Below are 15,914 nucleotides of genomic sequence, written 5' to 3'. Positions count from 1 at the left end.
CATCGGGCCGGCCGGGCTTGTGAAGTCAGAGCGGCGGGCGGGGCCGCGGTCAGGCGTCGGCGGCCTCGAGCTCGGCGAGGACGTCGGCGGGGACGTCGACGTTGGTGAAGACGTCCTGGACGTCGTCGAGGTCCTCGAGGGCATCGACGAGGTGCATCACCTTGCCGGCGCCGGAGGCGTCGACGGGGATCTCCATGCTCGCGACGAACTCCACGTCGGCGGAGTCGTAGTCGATCCCGGCATCCTGCAGGGCGGTGCGGACGGCGACGAGGTCGGTGGCCTCGCTCTGCACCTGGAAGACGTCGTCGAGGTCGGTGACCTCCTCGGCGCCGGCGTCGAGGGTCGCCTCGAGGACGTCGTCCTCGGAGACCTCACGGGTCGAGCCGTCGTGGTCCTGTGCCTTCGGCACGACGACGATCCCCTTGCGGGTGAACAGCCGCGACACCGAGCCGGGGTCGGCCATGGTGCCGCCGTTGCGGGTGACCGCGGTGCGGACCTCCATGGCGGCCCGGTTCTTGTTGTCGGTGAGGCACTCGACGAGGATCGCGACGCCCTGCGGGCCGTAGACCTCGTAGGAGATGCCCTGGTAGTCGACGCCACCGGACTCGGCGCCGGACCCGCGCTTGACCGCGGAGTCGATGTTCTTGTTGGGGACCGAGCTCTTCTTCGCCTTCTGGATGGCGTCGTAGAGCGTCGGGTTGCCGGCGGGGTCGCCGCCGCCCTGCTTCGCCGCGACCTCGATGTTCTTGATCAGCTTGGCGAAGAGCTTGCCGCGCTTGGCGTCGATCGCGGCCTTCTTGTGCTTGGTCGTTGCCCACTTGGAGTGGCCGGACATGAGTACCTCTGTCTGTCGTGGTTCGCGTACGTCGTCAGGCCGAGCGGACCAGGTCCACGAACATGCCGTGGACGCGGTCGTCGCTGCCGACCTCCGGGTGGAACGAGGTCGCCATCAGGGGGCCTTGACGGACCGCGACGATCCTACCCGCGGCCGGCCCGTCCCCGACCCGCGCCAGCACCTCGACGTCGTCGTCGACCGCCTCGACCCATGGCGCCCGGATGAACACCGCGCGCACCGGGTCGGCCAGGCCGTCGACCTGCAGGTCCTCCTCGAAGGAGTCGACCTGGCGCCCGAAGGCGTTGCGGCGCACGGTGATGTGCAGCCCGCCGATGGTCTCCTGCCCGGCCGCGCCGTCCTCGATCCGGTCGGCCAGCATGATCATCCCGGCGCACGTGCCGAAGGCCGGGAGACCACCACGTACGGCCTCGCGCAGCGGCTCGAGGAGGTCGAAGATCGTGGCGAGCTTGACCATCGTCGTGGACTCCCCGCCCGGGATGACGAGGCCGTCGCAGGCCGCCAGCTCGTGCGGTCGTCGTACGGAGACCGGGTCGGCTCCCAGCGACCGCAGGGCGGCGAGGTGCTCGCGCACGTCGCCCTGCAGGGCGAGCACGCCAATGGTGGGGCCGTGCGTCACCAGCCGCGCTCGGCCAGGCGGTGCGGCTGCGGGATCTCGTCGACGTTGATGCCGACCATGGCCTCGCCGAGGCCGCGCGAGACCTTCGCGACGACGTCGGGGTCGTCGTGGAAGGTGGTCGCCTTGACGATCGCCTCGGCGCGCTGGGCCGGGTTGCCGGACTTGAAGATGCCCGAGCCGACGAACACGCCTTCGGCGCCGAGCTGCATCATCATCGCCGCATCGGCCGGGGTGGCGATGCCGCCCGCGGTGAAGAGGACGACCGGCAGCTTGCCGGCGGCCGCGACCTCCTTGACCAGCTCGTAGGGCGCCTGCAGCTCCTTGGCCGCGACGTAGAGCTCGTCCTCCGACAGGCTGTGGAGACGGCGCAGCTCGCCGCCGATGGTGCGCATGTGCATGACGGCGTTGGAGACGTCGCCGGTGCCGGCCTCGCCCTTGGAGCGGATCATCGCGGCGCCCTCGGTGATGCGGCGCAGGGCCTCGCCGAGATTGGTCGCGCCGCACACGAACGGCACGGTGAACTGCCACTTGTCGATGTGGTTGGCGTAGTCGGCCGGAGTCAGCACCTCGGACTCGTCGATGTAGTCCACGCCGAGCGACTGCAGCACCTGCGCCTCGGCGAAGTGGCCGATGCGGGCCTTGGCCATCACCGGGATCGAGACCGCCTCGATGATCCCGTCGATCATGTCGGGGTCGCTCATCCGGGACACGCCGCCCTGGGCGCGGATGTCCGCCGGGACCCGCTCCAGCGCCATCACCGCGACGGCGCCGGCGTCCTCGGCGATCTTCGCCTGCTCGGCGGTGACGACGTCCATGATGACGCCGCCCTTGAGCATCTCGGCCATGCCGCGCTTGACACGGCTGGTGCCGTGCTCGAGGGGGGTGTCGGTAGGCGTCGAAGTGGTCGTCTGGGGGGTCTGCTCGGACATGGTCAGATCGTAGTCTGGGCTCATCCCAAAGGATGCACCGGGAGGGGCCCGACCAGACCGCTGCTCAGCCCTGCGCCGCCGCCCGCTGGAGCGCCTGGCGACGGACCACCCAGATGCGCTGGCCGACGGTGACGGTGGCCGCGACGGCCAGCGCCCAGAGGGCGACGTAGAGCAGCCACCAGAGGTCGAGCACGTCGGCGAAGAACGCCGGGACGAGCATCCCGACGAGTCGGTCCGGGCGCTCGGCGATGCCGACCTTGGCGTCGTAGCCGAGGACGTCGGCCTTGGCGCGGGCGTACGACGTCACCGCGCCCATGACGAGGATGACCAGGCACAGGGACAGGTAGAGGCGGCTCTCGTGGTGCCAGGCGAAGAAGAGGGCCAGTCCGCCGAAGAGCGCCCCGTCGGCCACCCGGTCGAGGGTGGAGTCGAGGAAGGCGCCGAAGTCGTCCGTGCGGCCCACCTTGCGGGCCATCGCGCCGTCGACGAGGTCGCTGAAGACGAAGGCGGTGATGAACAGGACGCCCTGCCAGACCCACCCCTGGCTGAAGAAGAAGATGGCGCCGAAGCTGACGCCGAGTGTGCCGACGAGCGTCACCGCGTCGGGGCTGACGCCGAGGCGGATGAAGAGGTTGATGAACGGCGCGAGCATGACGCCCTGCCAGAACTGCTTGAACCTGTCGAGCACGGGCCGCAGGCTACCCGTCGAGCAGCGCGGCGCGGACGTCCGCCACCGCGGCGGGCGCGCCGGTGACCGTCCAGTCGACCCCCGCAGCCCGTACGACGACGGAGTCGCCGCCCGCGCCGCGCACGATCGCCGCGCCCGGGAGCCGGTCCCAGTCGGCGACGCTGTGCTGGAGGAGGACGTCCCACTGACCGCCGGCGACCGCCATGCAGTCCATCGTCCCGGAACCGAGCATCCGCAGGGTGCCCACCTGCTGGAGCGCGCGGGCGAACGCCCGGCCCACCTCGGAGGCGTAGAAGGGCGGGTGCAGGTAGGTGACGGCGCAGCGCGCCTCGGGCGGTGTCGCGGGCAGCGGCGCGAGACGCACGCCGTCGCGGGTGCTCGGCAGGTCGGGACCGCCGACCCAGCTGCGCGCCTGCGCGGCGTGGTGGACGGCGCCGAGGAGCACGTCGTCCCGGTCGTGGAGGGCGAGCGCGGAGCACCACCAGTCGCTGCCGCGGGTGAAGTTGTAGGTGCCGTCGACGGGGTCGATCACCCAGGTCCGACCCGAGGTGCCGGGCCGCGAGGCGCCCTCCTCCCCCACGATCGCGTCGTCGGGCCGCTCGGCGGTGAGCCGGTCCACGATGAGCCGCTCCGCTGCCGTGTCGGCCTGGGTCACGACGTCCGAGCCGCTGGTCTTCCGCTCGACGTCGAGGCCGTCCTCGCGGATGCGGGCGGCCAGCGTGGCTGCCTCACGTACCAGGTCCACGGCGAGCCGGGCGTCGTCGTCGAGCGTGGTCGTCACCGGGCCACCTCGCCCGGCAGCCTCGACACGGACGGGACCAGCCCGAGCGCGTTGATCACGACCGAGAAGGCGAGCAGCGCCGCCGCGGCACCCTCGTGGCCGCTCGCCGCGAGCCCGCCGCAGGCCGCGAGGACGACCAGGACCTTGGTGACCGGGCGCGCGACGCGTCCGCCGTACGGCGCCCGGGGCGAGGCGAAGGTGGCCCACAGCGCCACGACGACGAGCGCCGCGGCGACGCCGGCGAACGGGCCGCCCCACGCGTCGGCCGCCACCCAGGCGGCGACGACCAGCAGGATCTCGTCGAGGAAGACCAGGGCCAGGATCGTCCAGCCCACTGCGGGAGGGACGTCAGGCACTGGGCCACGCCTCGGCGAGCAGCGCGCGGGTGTCCTCGAGCAGCTGCGGGAGCGTCTTGGTGCCGCCCACGACGGTGATGAAGTTGGCGTCGCCGGTCCACCGCGGCACGACGTGCTGGTGGAGGTGGTCGGCGAGCGAGCCACCGGCGGACCGGCCAAGGTTGAGCCCGACGTTGAAGGAGTGGGGGTTGCTGACCGCGCGGATCGTGCGCAGCGCCTGCTGCGTCATCACCATCAGCTCGCCGGCCTCCTCCGCCGTGAGGTCGGTGAGGTCGGCGACGTGGCGGTAGGGCAGCACCATCAGGTGGCCCGGGTTGTAGGGGTGCAGGTTGAGCACGGCGTACGTCGACCCGCCCCGGGCCACGATGAGCGACTCGTCGTCGGGGTGGCCCGGGATCGCGCAGAACGGGCAGCCCTCGTCGTCGACGGCCGTGCGGACGTAGGCCATCCGGTGGGGCGTCCAGATCCGCTCGAGCCCGTCCGCGCTCTCACTCATGCGCACGATCCTAGGGTGGGCACATGACCACGATCCGGCCGGCCACGGACGCCGAGATGGCGGCGGTCGCCGACCTCTGGCACGAGGGATGGCACGACGGCCACGCCGGGCACGTGCCCGACGGACTCACCGCGGCGCGGACCCTGCAGGCCTTCCACGCCCGCACGCCGGCCCGGGTCGGTGACACCGCGGTGGCGGTCTCCGACTCCGGCGAGCTGCTGGGCTTCGTGATGGTCGTCGGCGACGAGGTGGAGCAGGTGTTCGTCGCGCGCGCGGCCCGCGGCACCGGCGTGGCGGTCTCGCTGCTGGACGAGGCCGAGCGCCGCGTGGCGGCGGCAGGGCACTCGTCGGCCTGGCTCGCCGTGGTCGCGGGCAACGCCCGAGCGCGCCGGTTCTACGAGCGGCAGGGCTGGGTCGACGGGGGCGACCTGCCCTACGAGGTCACGGCGGGTGGCCGGACCTTCGTGTCTCCGTGCCGCCGGTACGTGAAGGCTCTGGCCTAGATCGACGCGAGCCGCGGGACGACACGGTCGGCGACCTCGGTGGTCCACGCCACCGGGTCGTCGCCGGCGGGACCGGTCACGACCATGGTGACACCGAGGGCGGCGTACGCCTCGGCCGTGGCCAGGAACGCGTCGGTGTCGCCGAGCGGGTCGGTGCCGAGGATGACGGTCTTCTCGATCGCGTCGTAGTCGGTGCCCACGTCCTCGCAGTGCCCGCGCAGCACGTCGAGCTTGTGCCGCACCTCGTCCGGCGGCGCGCCGAAGAGGTTGCACGCGTCGGCGTACTGGGCGACCAGGCGCAGCGTCTTCTTCTCGCCGCTGCCCCCGATGAGGATGGGGATCCGGCCGCGGACCGGCGGGGGGACGTTGGTGGGCTCCTCGATCCGCACATGCGTACCGTCGTAGGGCGTGCGATCGCCGGCGAACATCTGGCGAGCGACCCGGAGCGTCTCCTCGAGGCGCTCGTAGCGCTCCTTCAGCGGCGGGAACGGCACGCCGAGGCCGACGTGCTCACGGTCGTACCAGGCAGCGCCGATCCCGAGCATCGCCCGGCCGCCGGAGAGCACGTCCAGCGTGGTCACGGTCTTGGCCAGCAGTCCCGGGTGGCGGTAGGTCACCCCGGTGACCAGCAGGCCCAGCCGCAGCGACTCCGTCACGGCAGCGAGGTAGCCGAGGGTCGTGTAGCCCTCCAGCATCGGCTCCTCGGGGCCGCCGAGCTGCTCCATCTGGAACCAGTGGTCCATCACGGTGAGCTGGGCGATGCCGCCCTGGTCGGCCACCCGCGCCGTCGCGGTCAGTCGCTCGGTGAGCCGGTGCTGCCAGTCGGGGTGGGAGAAGTTCGCGTAGTGGACGCCGAGCTGCATGCCCCGACGCTAGCGCGACGTCGGTGGGGCCACGCCCTGCCGGATCGGCGTTCGGACGTCTCGGATCCTCGGGACGTCATACGGAGCGGGCAACCGCTTGCTCCGTCCGTATGACGTCCAGTGCGCCGCGCGATCAGGTCCAGGCCGTGGCCAGCCGCCGGACGATCTCCGTCAGCCGCTCGGGCGACGTGGCGAAGTTGAGGCGGACGTGGCCGGTGGAGCCGGGCGCGTAGGAGGCGCCGTCGCTCAGCTGGACCCGGCCACGCTCGAGGGCGACAGCAGCGGCGTCGTCGTGGCCGTAGGCGGAGGCGTCGAGCCAGGCGAGGTAGGTCGCCTCGACCGGGCGCATCCGCACCTCGGGCAGGTGCTCGGCCAGCAGCGAGCCGAGCAGGGCGCGCTGCTGGTCCAGGCGCTCGACCAGCGAGGCCAGCCACGGGTCCCCGTCGTCGTACGCCGTCCGCGCGGCGATGACGCCGAGGGGCGACCATGAGTCGTTGCGCGACATCGGCTCGGCGTCGAGCAGCGCCCGGTCGGCGGCCGACGGCACGACGAGCTGCGCACACTTGAGGCCGGCGGTGTTGAAGGCCTTCGACGCGGCCACGACCGCCACGGCGTGGTCGTGGGTGCCGTCGATCGCGAGGTAGGAGACGTGCTCCGCACCGGGCAGCACCAGCGGCGCGTGGATCTCGTCGCTCACGACCCGCGCGCCGTGGCGGAGGACGACGTCGCGGACCCCCTCCAGCTCGGCCCGGGTGAAGACGCGGCCCCACGGGTTGTGGGGCTGGGTGAGGATCAGCGTCTGCGCGCCCTCGGCGAACAGCCGGTCGAGGCGATCGAGGTCGATCTCGGCGCGCTCGGCCGCCGGCGGCACGTCGAGGAGCAGCTCCTGGCGGCCGGTGACGCCGGCCAGTCCGTGCTGGGCGTTGTAGCCCGGGGTCGGGAAGACCACTCCGCCCGGCCCGCTCAGCACGTCGATGGCGAGGCGCACCCCCGCTGTCACGTCCACCACCGGCCGTACGGCGTCGGGCGCGGGAGCCCAGCCGAAGTGCCGTCCAGCCCAGGCGGCGTAGGACTCACCCAGCGCCGGCTCGCGCTCGAGCGGGTAGCCGGTCACGCCCTCGGCGAGCGCCCGCTGCACCGCCTCCATCACCACCGGGTCGACCGCGTAGTCCATCTCCGCGACCCAGGCCGGGATCACGTCGTCGGGCACGCTCCCCCACTTCAGCCGCAGCGCGCGGCGTGCCTGCTCGTCGGTGAGGTCGACGATCGGACGGCGCTCGGACGGACCCGGCATCAGACCTGCTCGCGGGACGCGACCGCTGCGGCCACCCTCTCGATCGCCTCGGCGACGGGTACGCCGTTGTCCTGGCGGCCGTCGCGGTAGCGGAAGGAGACCGCGCCCTTCTCGACGTCGTCGTCGCCGGCGATCAGCATGAACGGCACCTTCTGCAGCTGCGCGTTGCGGATCTTCTTCTGCATCCGGTCGTCGGACTCGTCGACCTCGACCCGCAGCCCCTGCGCCTTCATCTGCCTGGCGATGTCGAAGAGGTAGTCGTTGTGGCGCTCGGCGATCGGGATGCCCTGGACCTGGACGGGCGCGAGCCAGGGCGGGAAGGCGCCGGCGTAGTGCTCGACGAGGACGCCGATGAACCGCTCGATCGAGCCGAACTTCGCGGAGTGGATCATCACCGGCTGCTTGCGGGTGCCGTCCGCGGCGACGTACTCGAGGTCGAAGCGGTCCACCGCGGGCTGGTTGAAGTCGTACTGGATGGTCGACATCTGCCAGGTGCGGCCGATGGCGTCCTTGGCCTGCACGGAGATCTTCGGGCCGTAGAACGCGGCGCCGCCCGGGTCGGGCACGAGGTCCACGCCGAACTTGCGGGCAGCGGTCTCGAGCACGTCGGTCGCGGTCTGCCACTGCTCGTCGGAGCCGATGAACTTGTCGGGCTTGGAGTCGTCGCGGGTCGAGAGCTCGAAGTAGTAGTCGTCGAGTCCGAAGTCGCGCAGCAGCCCGGTGACGAAGGTCAGCAGGTGCTCGACCTCGGCCGGCGCCTGCTCCGGGGTGACGTAGGAGTGCGAGTCGTCCTGGGTCATCGCGCGGACGCGGGTGAGCCCGTGGACGACACCGGACTTCTCGTAGCGGTAGACCGACCCGAACTCGAAGAACCGCAGCGGCAGCTCGCGGTAGGAGCGCTGCCGCGAGCGGTAGATGAGGTTGTGCATCGGGCAGTTCATCGCCTTGAGGCGGTACTCGGCGTGCTCCATCTCCATCGGCGGGAACATGGTGTCCGCGTAGTAGGGCAGGTGCCCCGAGGTGTGGAACAGCCCGTCCTTGCTGATGTGGGGGGTGCCGACGTAGTCGAAGCCCTCCTCGAGGTGCCGGCGGCGGACGTAGTCCTCCATCTCGCGCTTGATGACGCCACCGCGCGGGTGGAAGACCGCCATGCCGCTGCCGATCTCGTCCGGGAAGGAGTAGAGGTCGAGCTCGCGGCCGAGCTTGCGGTGGTCGCGGCGCTCGGCCTCCTCGATGCGGTGGAGGTGCTCCTCGAGCGCCTCCTTCGACTCCCACGCAGTGCCGTAGATGCGCTGGAGCTGCTTGTTCTTCTCGTCGCCGCGCCAGTAGGCCGCGGCACTCCGCATCAGCTTGAACGCGGGGATCCGCTTGGTGGTGGGCAGGTGCGGGCCGCGGCACAGGTCGGACCACTTCACCTCGCCGCTGCGGCCGATGTTGTCGTAGATGGTGAGCTCGCCGGCCCCGACCTCGACCGAGGCACCCTCGGTGCCCTCGGTGCCGGAGCCGCCCTTCAGCCCGATCAGCTCGATCTTGTAGGGCTCGTCCTTCAGCTCGTCGAGGGCGTCGGCGTCGGTGGTGACCCGGCGCTCGAAGCGCTGGTTCTCCTTGATGATCTTGCGCATCGCGGACTCGATCCTCGCGAGGTCCTCCGGCACGAACGGGGTGTCGACGTCGAAGTCGTAGTAGAAGCCGTTCTCGATCGGCGGGCCGATGCCGAGCCTCGCCTCGGGCCACAGCTGCTGGACCGCCTGCGCCATCACGTGGGCGGTCGAGTGGCGCAGGATGTCGCGGCCGTCGGCGCTGCCGATCTCGACGGCCTCGACCTCGTCGCCGTCCCGGAGCTCGTAGGCCAGGTCCTTCAGCGACCCGCCGACCCGCGCGGCGACGACGTCCGCGTCGTCGCGGAAGAGCTCCCATGCCTTGGTGCCCGTCGTCACCGAGGTCTCCGCACGCTCATCTGCGTGGATGCGGACGACCTGGATGTCGGACACGACGGGCTCCTTCTGGATGGGTGGAGAGGTGGGACTGATGACCCGGCGAGCCTATCGGCCGGTCCGGGACCGGCTCACCCCGGTTTCCCCTCCACCCCACGGGGTGGAGGCTGCGGTGAATCGTTGCCACCGGGGTACTCCCACGACATGTCGATCGCCCACTTCCCGGAACGAGCCGCTGCTGCGACCCAGCGACCGGCCCTCACCGTGGCGTCGGTGCCGTCCGGGCACGTGTACGTCCGTCACCTCGCACCGCTCGACGGCCGCGGCGCCGTCCGGCTCCCCGACCCCGACCCGAGCCGTCCCGACCGCCCCGCCGGCGCCACGTGGTGGCCGCCGGTGATGCTCGACCCCGAGTGGGCCAGGACGGCCGACTTCGACGTCTTCCACCTGCACTTCGGCTTCGACGCGGTCGAGCCGGACCAGCTGCGCAGGCTGATCCGCGTGGTGCGCGGACGCGGCAAGCCGTTCGTGTTCACCGTCCACGACCTGCGCAACCCGCACCACACCGACCGCGCCCTGCACGACGATCACCTCGACGTGCTCGTCCCGGCAGCCGACGCGCTGGTGACGCTGACGCCGGGGGCGGCCGACGAGATCGAGTCCCGCTGGGGCCGCCGGCCGCTGGTCGTCCCGCACCCGCACGTCGTCGACCTGCCCACGATCTCGCGGGCGCTCGAGGTGCGGCCGCGGTGGGTGCACCGGCCGTTCCGCGTCGGCCTGCACCTCAAGAGCCTGCGGGCCAACATGGACCCGATGCGGATCCTGCCCACCCTCGTCGAGACGGTGGCCGGGCTCGACGACGCCGTGCTGCAGGTCAACTGCCACCGCGACATCCTCGACACCGACGGGGCCCGCCGGGACGCGGAGCTGTCGGAGTGGCTCCGCACCGAGGCGGCCGACGGTCGGCTCGAGCTCTCCGTCCACGACTACTTCTCCGACGAGGACCTCTGGGGCTACCTCGCCTCGCTCGACCTGTCGGTCCTGCCCTACACCTTCGGCACGCACTCCGGCTGGCTCGAGGCGTGCCGCGACCTCCAGACGACGGTGCTCGCACCGAGCTGCGGCTACTACGCCGACCAGGGCCCGATCCTGAGCTACACCAACGACGGCGACGACTTCGACGCCGGATCGCTGCGCGACGCGGTGACCTACGCCTACACCGAGCGTCCGCGCTTCGGTGCCACCGTCGACGAGCGCACCGAGCAGCGCCGCCGCGTCGCGCAGGCGCACGAGGACCTCTACCGAGAGGTGTGCCGGTGACGCTGGTCTCCCCCGGCGAGCGGCTGAGCATCTGCCTGGTCGCCAACTGCCGCTTCCCGATCGCCGAGCCGTTCACCGGTGGCCTCGAGTCGATGACCTGGCACCTCGCCAGCGAGCTCGTGCGCCGCGGGCACGAGGTCGCCGTGTTCGCCGCGCCCGGCTCCGATCCGAGCCTCGGTGCCGTCGAGCTGTCCGTCGAGCCGATGCCCGACCACCCCGGGCGCCACGACCTCGGCGCACCCCCGTTCGTCGAGGTCGCCGAGCACCACGCCTACCTGTCCCTGATGCTGCAGCTGTCGGGTCAGGAGGGCGAGGGGTTCGACCTGATGCACAACAACAGCCTCCACTACCTGCCGGTCGCGATGGCGCGGTCGCTGTCGATGCCCGTCCTCACCACCCTGCACACGCCGCCCCTGTGGTGGCTGGAGTCGGCCGTGCGGCTGGACGGCGGGAGCAGCTCGTTCGCCGCCGTGTCGCGCCACACCGCGGCCTCGTGGGCTCCCATCGTCGAGAGCACGTGCGTGCTCAACGGTGTCGACGTCGACCAGTGGCCGGCCGGACCCGGCGGCGCCACGGCCGTGTGGTCGGGTCGCCTCGTGGCCGAGAAGGCACCCCACGACGCCGTCCTCGCGGCTCGCAAGGCGGGCATCCCGATCGTGCTGGCTGGACCGATCCTCGACCTCGACTACTTCCGCACCGAGGTCGAGCCGCTGCTCGGCCCCGAGGCGACGTACGCCGGCCACCTGGCGCAGGCCGACCTCGCCGCCCTCGTCGGTGGCTCGGCGGTCGCGGTCGTGACCCCGGCGTGGGACGAGCCCTACGGCCTCGTGGCCGCAGAGGCACTGGCCTGCGGCACCCCGGTGGCGGCCTACGCTCGCGGCGGGCTCCCCGAGGTGGTCTCCGCCGACACCGGGCGGCTCGCCACCGGCGGTGACGTCGACATGCTCGCGGCGGCGATCACCTCGGCCCTGTCACTGGACCGTGCTCAGTGCCGCCGGCACGCCGAGGACGAGCTGTCGCTGACCCGGATGGTCGACCGGTACGAAGACCTCTACCTCGACATCGTCGGGCGGCGGCTGGCCGCGTGATCGGCTACTACGTCCACCACCACGGCAACGGGCACCTCCACCGCGCCATCACCGTCGCGCCCCATCTCCCGGAGCCGGTCGCCGGCATCTCCTCGCTCCCGCGGCCGGACGCCTGGGCAGGTCCGTGGCTCCAGCTCCCCCGCGACGACTCCGCGCCGTCCTACGCCGGCGCCGACGTGACGGCACGGGGACTGCTGCACTGGGTCCCCCTCGGCGACGCCGGCCTCAGCGGCCGGATGGCGGCGATCTCCGCCTGGATCGACGACCACGCCCCGTCGGCCGTGGTCGTCGACCAGTCCGTCGAGGTGTGCCTGCTGGCCCGCCTCCACGGCGTCCCGGTCGTGGCGATGACGGCACCCGGTCGTCGTACGGACGCGGCGCACACGCTGGGCTTCGGCACGGCCTCAGCCGTCGTCGGGGCCTGGCCGGCGGGCTGGTCGCACCGCATGCTCCCCGGCGTCGAGCGGGACGTGCACGCGATCGGCGCGGTCTCGCGGTTCGCTCCCGCCCGAGCGCAACGGCGCCCGACCGGTCGCCGCCCCCACGCGGTGCTGATCGCCGGCACGGGCGGCGACGGCTTCAGCCGTACGTCGATCGCGCGGGCGCAGGCGCAGTCACCGGGCTGGGACTGGACCGTCCTCAGCCGCACCCTCGGCACCTGGCACGCGGACCCCGCCGCCGTGCTCGCGACGGCGGACGTCGCGGTGCTGCACCCCGGCCAGAACTCGCTCGCCGAGGTGGCCGCACTCCGGCTGCCGGCGATCGTGGTGCCGGCGGAGCGTCCGTTCGCCGAGCAGCGCACCACCGCGTCCGTGCTCGCCGAGGGCTGGCCCGCTGTCGTCGTGGACGGCGTCCCGGACCGCGGCTGGGACGACCTGCTCGACGAGGCGCTGTTCCTCGACGGCGAGGGCTGGGCCGAGTGGTGCGACGGCGGCGCGCCGACGCGGCTGGCGGCCGTCGTGAGCGGCGTCGTCGACGACGACCGCGCGGCATGACCGGCACCGCGGTGGTCACGGTCGTCCACGGCCGGCACGACCACCTGGAGCTGCAGCGCCTCTCGCTGGCCCTGTCGACCCGTGCGCCCGACGAGCACGTCGTCGTCGCCGTCGACGACCCCGTCGTGGCGGCCGCCGACTGGTGTGCGGCCGAGCTGCCGACCCATCCGCTCGGCCTGCCCATCGCCGCAGCCCGCAACCGCGGCGCCGAGGTCGCGATCGAGCGCGGTGCCGACGTGCTGGTGTTCCTCGACGTGGACTGCCTGGCTGCGCCCGGTCTCGTGACGGCGTACGGCGAGGTGGTGCGCGACGAGCCGACGATCGTGTGGTCGGGACCGGTGACCTACCTCGAGGAGCCGCCGCCCGGCGGATACGACCTCTCCCGCCTGGCCGCCCTCGACTCCCCGCACCCGGCCCGCCCCGCTCCGGGCCCCGGCGTCCGGACGAGGGGCGCCGACCCTGACCTGTTCTGGTCCCTGTCCTTCGCCTGCTCGGTGGAGGCCTGGCACGGCCTCGGCGGCTTCTGCGAGGACTACGTCGGCTACGGCGGTGAGGACACCGACTTCGCCCGGACGATCGCGGCGTCCGACCTCGACCTCGGCTGGGTCGGGGACGCCCGGGCCTACCACCAGTGGCACCCCGTGTCGCGGCCGCCGGTCGAGCACGTGGACGACATCGTCCGCAACGCCGCGATCTTCCAGCGACGCTGGGGGACGACGCCCATGCTCGGCTGGCTCGAGGCCTTCGAGGAGCGCGGGCTGGTGTCGCGGGACGACGCCGGGCGGTGGCTCGCCGTCGGGTGAGCCACCGCCCCGCCGTGTCACACGGTGGTGCCGAAGCGCTCCCACACCCGGTGGGCGGACACCAGCGTGACGAGGTCGTCCACGACGTCGCCGCCGCTGTCGCCCGTGACGACACCGGCGCCGCCGATGCCCAGCTCCTCGAGGGCCGCGCGACCCTCGCCGAACCCGGCGATCGCCTTGCTGTGTCGGAAGCACTCCTCCACGAGCAGGCCCACACGGGGGTCCGTCGCAACCGTCGCCGATCCGCCGGCCTTGGTGTCCCGGGCGATGATCGCGTCCGGCGCCGGCGGGGCAGCACCTGCCACGAGCAGGGCGTCGTACTCGACGGACCGCGCGGTGGCGAACGTGCGCTGGGCCACGAGCCCGTTGCCCAGCTCGCCGCCCCGCGGAGCGATGAGGAGCGGCAGCAGGCCCTGGGCGAGCAGTGCCTCGCGCACCTCCGCGACGCCGTCGAGGTCGCCGTCGGGATCGACGACGATGCCGATCATCCGGGCGTCGGTCGGCCAGGTCTCGCCGACCTGCGACAGCGCCGGGCTGGGGACCGGCTCGTCGTACTCCACGGTCCGATCGGGCGCCGCGAGGCCCAGGCCGAGGGCGACGCGTGCACACAGGTCGGCGTCGATGTTGGCGAGCGCGCGCAGCTGGCGCTCCTTGATCGGCTGCTCGTAGCACTTGCCCAGCTCGAAGGCGTAGGCGTTGACGATGTGCTCCTGCTCGACCGGCGTCATGCTCGTCCAGAACAGCCGCGCCTGGCTGAAGTGGTCGTCGTACGACGCCGGGTTCTCGCGCACCTTGGCACCCTGCACCTCGACGGGCACGTCGACGAACGCCCCCTCGTCGGCGCCCGCGAAGAACGGGCAGCCGGCGTCGAGGGTGTTGGGCTTGTAGGGCGCGACGCCGCCGTGCACGGCCTGCTGGTGGAAGCCGTCGCGGTGGTTGTCGTTGACGGCGGTGTGCGGCCGGTTGATCGGGATCTGGTTGAAGTTCGGTCCGGCCAGCCGGGTGAGCTGGGTGTCGAGGTAGGAGAAGTTCCGGGCCATCAGCAGCGGGTCGTCGGTCCCGTCGATGCCCGGCACGAGGTGCCCGGTGTGGAAGGCGACCTGCTCGCTCTCGGCGAAGAAGTTCGTCGGGTTGCCGTTGAGCGTCATCGTGCCGATCACCTGCACCGGCGCGAGCTCCTCGGGCACGAGCTTGGTCGAGTCGAGCAGGTCGATCCCCTCGAACATCTGGTCCGGCGTGTCCGGGAACGTCTGGATCCCGAGGTCCCACGACGGGAAGGCGCCCGACTCGATGGCGTCGTAGAGGTCGCGGCGGTGGAAGTCCGGGTCGAGCCCGCCGAGCATCTGTGCCTCCTCCCACACCAGCGAGTGCACGCCGAGCCGCGGCTTCCAGTGGAGCTTGACCAGGGTCGTGCCGCCGTCGGCGTCGACGAACCGGAAGGTGTGGACCCCGAAGCCCTCCATCGTGCGATAGCTGCGCGGGATGCCGCGGTCGGACATGTTCCAGATCGCGTGGTGCTGCGCCTCGGTGTGGAGGGACACGAAGTCCCAGAAGGTGTCGTGCGCGCTCTGGGCCTGCGGGATCTCCCGGTCCGGGTGCGGCTTGCCCGCATGGATCACGTCGGGGAACTTGATGCCGTCCTGGATGAAGAAGACCGGGATGTTGTTGCCGACCAGGTCCCAGTTGCCCTCGGACGTGTAGAACTTCGTGGCGAAGCCGCGGGTGTCGCGGACCGTGTCGGCCGAGCCGCGCGACCCCAGGACGGTCGAGAACCGCACGAACACCGGCGTCTCCTCGTCCTTGCCGAAGACGGCTGCCCTGCTGATCCTCGACGCAGCGCCGTTGGAGACGAACACGCCGTGCGCGCCGGCGCCGCGGGCGTGCACGACACGCTCGGGGATGCGCTCGTGGTCGAAGTGCATGATCTTCTCGCGCAGGTGGTGGTCCGAGAGCAGCGTCGGTCCGCGAGGGCCGGCCTTGAGCGAGTGGTCGCTGTCGCCGATCCGGACCCCGGTCGCGGTCGTCAGGTAGGTGCCCTGCTGGGCGGCCGCGGTCGACGGGTCGGCGCTGGGCGCGCCCGTGGGCGACATCGGCGTCGGCTGCTGCTGGTCCGGCTTGGGCGGCGGCACCTCGCGCGGCTCGGTGGGCTCCTCCAGCGACGGCGGCTCGCTGCCGGGAGCGCCGGGCACGGGCTTGCCGGTCATGGACACGGCCTCGACGACGGCCTCGGCCGCCTTCACGGCCTTGCCGGCCGCCTTCTTCGCGGCCGCGGCAGGCTTCGTCGCGGCGGTCTTCTTCGGGCTCACGGGGACTCCTCGAGATGGTCGGTGGCGGGCCGCCCCGTACCCCCTCCCCGCCCGGCACCATGCGCTGCCGGTCACCCCGATGGCAG

16 protein-coding genes are annotated in these 15,914 nt (G+C 72.3%); 5 read left to right on the top strand and 11 right to left on the bottom strand.

Features of this window, described 5'->3' with window-relative positions:
• Nucleotides 1-49: 49 nt before the first annotated feature.
• The 7 genes from L2K70_RS07370 to L2K70_RS07340 form a co-directional block, all read right to left on the bottom strand.
• Nucleotides 50-835, bottom strand: coding sequence for a YebC/PmpR family DNA-binding transcriptional regulator (locus L2K70_RS07370; RefSeq protein ID WP_236400862.1), 786 nt, complete (start codon nt 833-835; stop codon nt 50-52).
• 34 nt (nt 836-869) lie between these two features.
• Nucleotides 870-1,448, bottom strand: a complete 579-nt coding sequence (gene pdxT, locus L2K70_RS07365; RefSeq protein WP_308195752.1) for a pyridoxal 5'-phosphate synthase glutaminase subunit PdxT — start codon at nt 1,446-1,448, stop codon at nt 870-872.
• Nucleotides 1,449-1,468: 20 nt separating this feature from the next.
• A complete protein-coding gene (gene pdxS, locus L2K70_RS07360; protein WP_236400857.1) occupies nt 1,469-2,401 on the bottom strand; it encodes a pyridoxal 5'-phosphate synthase lyase subunit PdxS in 933 nt (310 codons plus the stop codon).
• 64 nt (nt 2,402-2,465) lie between these two features.
• Entirely contained in the window at nt 2,466-3,089 is a 624-nt protein-coding gene (gene pgsA / locus L2K70_RS07355; RefSeq protein WP_236400856.1) for a phosphatidylinositol phosphate synthase, read from the bottom strand.
• A 10-nt stretch (nt 3,090-3,099) separates the two neighbouring features.
• Nucleotides 3,100-3,870, bottom strand: a complete 771-nt coding sequence (locus L2K70_RS07350; RefSeq protein WP_236400854.1) for an inositol monophosphatase family protein — start codon at nt 3,868-3,870, stop codon at nt 3,100-3,102.
• Nucleotides 3,867-4,226: a DUF2568 domain-containing protein gene (locus L2K70_RS07345; RefSeq protein WP_236400852.1), complete on the bottom strand. Its 360-nt coding sequence runs from the start codon at nt 4,224-4,226 to the stop codon at nt 3,867-3,869. The genes L2K70_RS07350 and L2K70_RS07345 overlap by 4 nt, the downstream gene beginning before the upstream one ends.
• Complete coding sequence (locus L2K70_RS07340) at nt 4,219-4,722, bottom strand: HIT family protein (protein ID WP_236400850.1); 504 nt, start codon at nt 4,720-4,722, stop codon at nt 4,219-4,221. Before L2K70_RS07340 ends, L2K70_RS07345 begins: the two co-directional genes overlap by 8 nt.
• 23 nt (nt 4,723-4,745) lie before the next feature.
• On the opposite strand from L2K70_RS07340, the gene L2K70_RS07335 reads away from it, so the two are divergent.
• On the top strand, nt 4,746-5,225 hold the full coding sequence (locus tag L2K70_RS07335) for a GNAT family N-acetyltransferase (protein WP_236400848.1): 480 nt from the start codon (nt 4,746-4,748) through the stop codon (nt 5,223-5,225).
• Here L2K70_RS07335 and L2K70_RS07330 read toward each other — a convergent pair.
• The 3 genes from L2K70_RS07330 to thrS form a co-directional block, all read right to left on the bottom strand.
• On the bottom strand, nt 5,222-6,088 hold the full coding sequence (locus L2K70_RS07330) for an LLM class F420-dependent oxidoreductase (RefSeq protein WP_236400845.1): 867 nt from the start codon (nt 6,086-6,088) through the stop codon (nt 5,222-5,224). The two genes, L2K70_RS07335 and L2K70_RS07330, sit on opposite strands and share 4 nt — an antisense overlap.
• Before the next feature lie 133 nt (nt 6,089-6,221).
• Entirely contained in the window at nt 6,222-7,382 is a 1,161-nt protein-coding gene (locus L2K70_RS07325; protein ID WP_236400843.1) for a MalY/PatB family protein, read from the bottom strand.
• Nucleotides 7,382-9,373: a threonine--tRNA ligase gene (thrS, locus tag L2K70_RS07320; protein ID WP_372477474.1), complete on the bottom strand. Its 1,992-nt coding sequence runs from the start codon at nt 9,371-9,373 to the stop codon at nt 7,382-7,384. Before thrS ends, L2K70_RS07325 begins: the two co-directional genes overlap by 1 nt.
• A gap of 147 nt (nt 9,374-9,520) precedes the next feature.
• Between thrS and L2K70_RS07315 the strand changes: the two genes are divergently transcribed.
• Genes L2K70_RS07315 through L2K70_RS07300 form a run of 4 tightly spaced genes read left to right on the top strand, consistent with a single transcriptional unit; the run spans nt 9,521 to nt 13,522 of the window.
• Nucleotides 9,521-10,636 carry a glycosyltransferase family protein gene (locus L2K70_RS07315; protein ID WP_236400841.1) on the top strand — a complete coding sequence of 372 codons (1,116 nt, stop codon included), beginning with the start codon at nt 9,521-9,523 and terminating at the stop codon, nt 10,634-10,636.
• Entirely contained in the window at nt 10,633-11,724 is a 1,092-nt protein-coding gene (locus tag L2K70_RS07310; protein WP_236400839.1) for a glycosyltransferase family 4 protein, read from the top strand. The genes L2K70_RS07315 and L2K70_RS07310 overlap by 4 nt, the downstream gene beginning before the upstream one ends.
• Nucleotides 11,721-12,719, top strand: a complete 999-nt coding sequence (locus L2K70_RS07305) for a glycosyltransferase family 28 protein (RefSeq protein ID WP_236400837.1) — start codon at nt 11,721-11,723, stop codon at nt 12,717-12,719. Before L2K70_RS07310 ends, L2K70_RS07305 begins: the two co-directional genes overlap by 4 nt.
• A complete protein-coding gene (locus L2K70_RS07300) occupies nt 12,716-13,522 on the top strand; it encodes a glycosyltransferase family 2 protein (RefSeq protein ID WP_236400835.1) in 807 nt (268 codons plus the stop codon). Before L2K70_RS07305 ends, L2K70_RS07300 begins: the two co-directional genes overlap by 4 nt.
• Nucleotides 13,523-13,539: 17 nt before the next feature.
• Here L2K70_RS07300 and L2K70_RS07295 read toward each other — a convergent pair whose 3' ends face one another.
• Entirely contained in the window at nt 13,540-15,828 is a 2,289-nt protein-coding gene (locus L2K70_RS07295) for a catalase (RefSeq protein WP_308195749.1), read from the bottom strand.
• Nucleotides 15,829-15,914: the final 86 nt, after the last annotated feature.

It is taken from the genome of Nocardioides potassii, from assembly GCF_021648885.1.
GTDB lineage: Bacteria > Actinomycetota > Actinomycetes > Propionibacteriales > Nocardioidaceae > Nocardioides > Nocardioides potassii.
The sequence above is the reverse complement of the archived record's forward strand: the minus strand, read 5'-3'. Positions and strand labels throughout refer to the sequence as shown.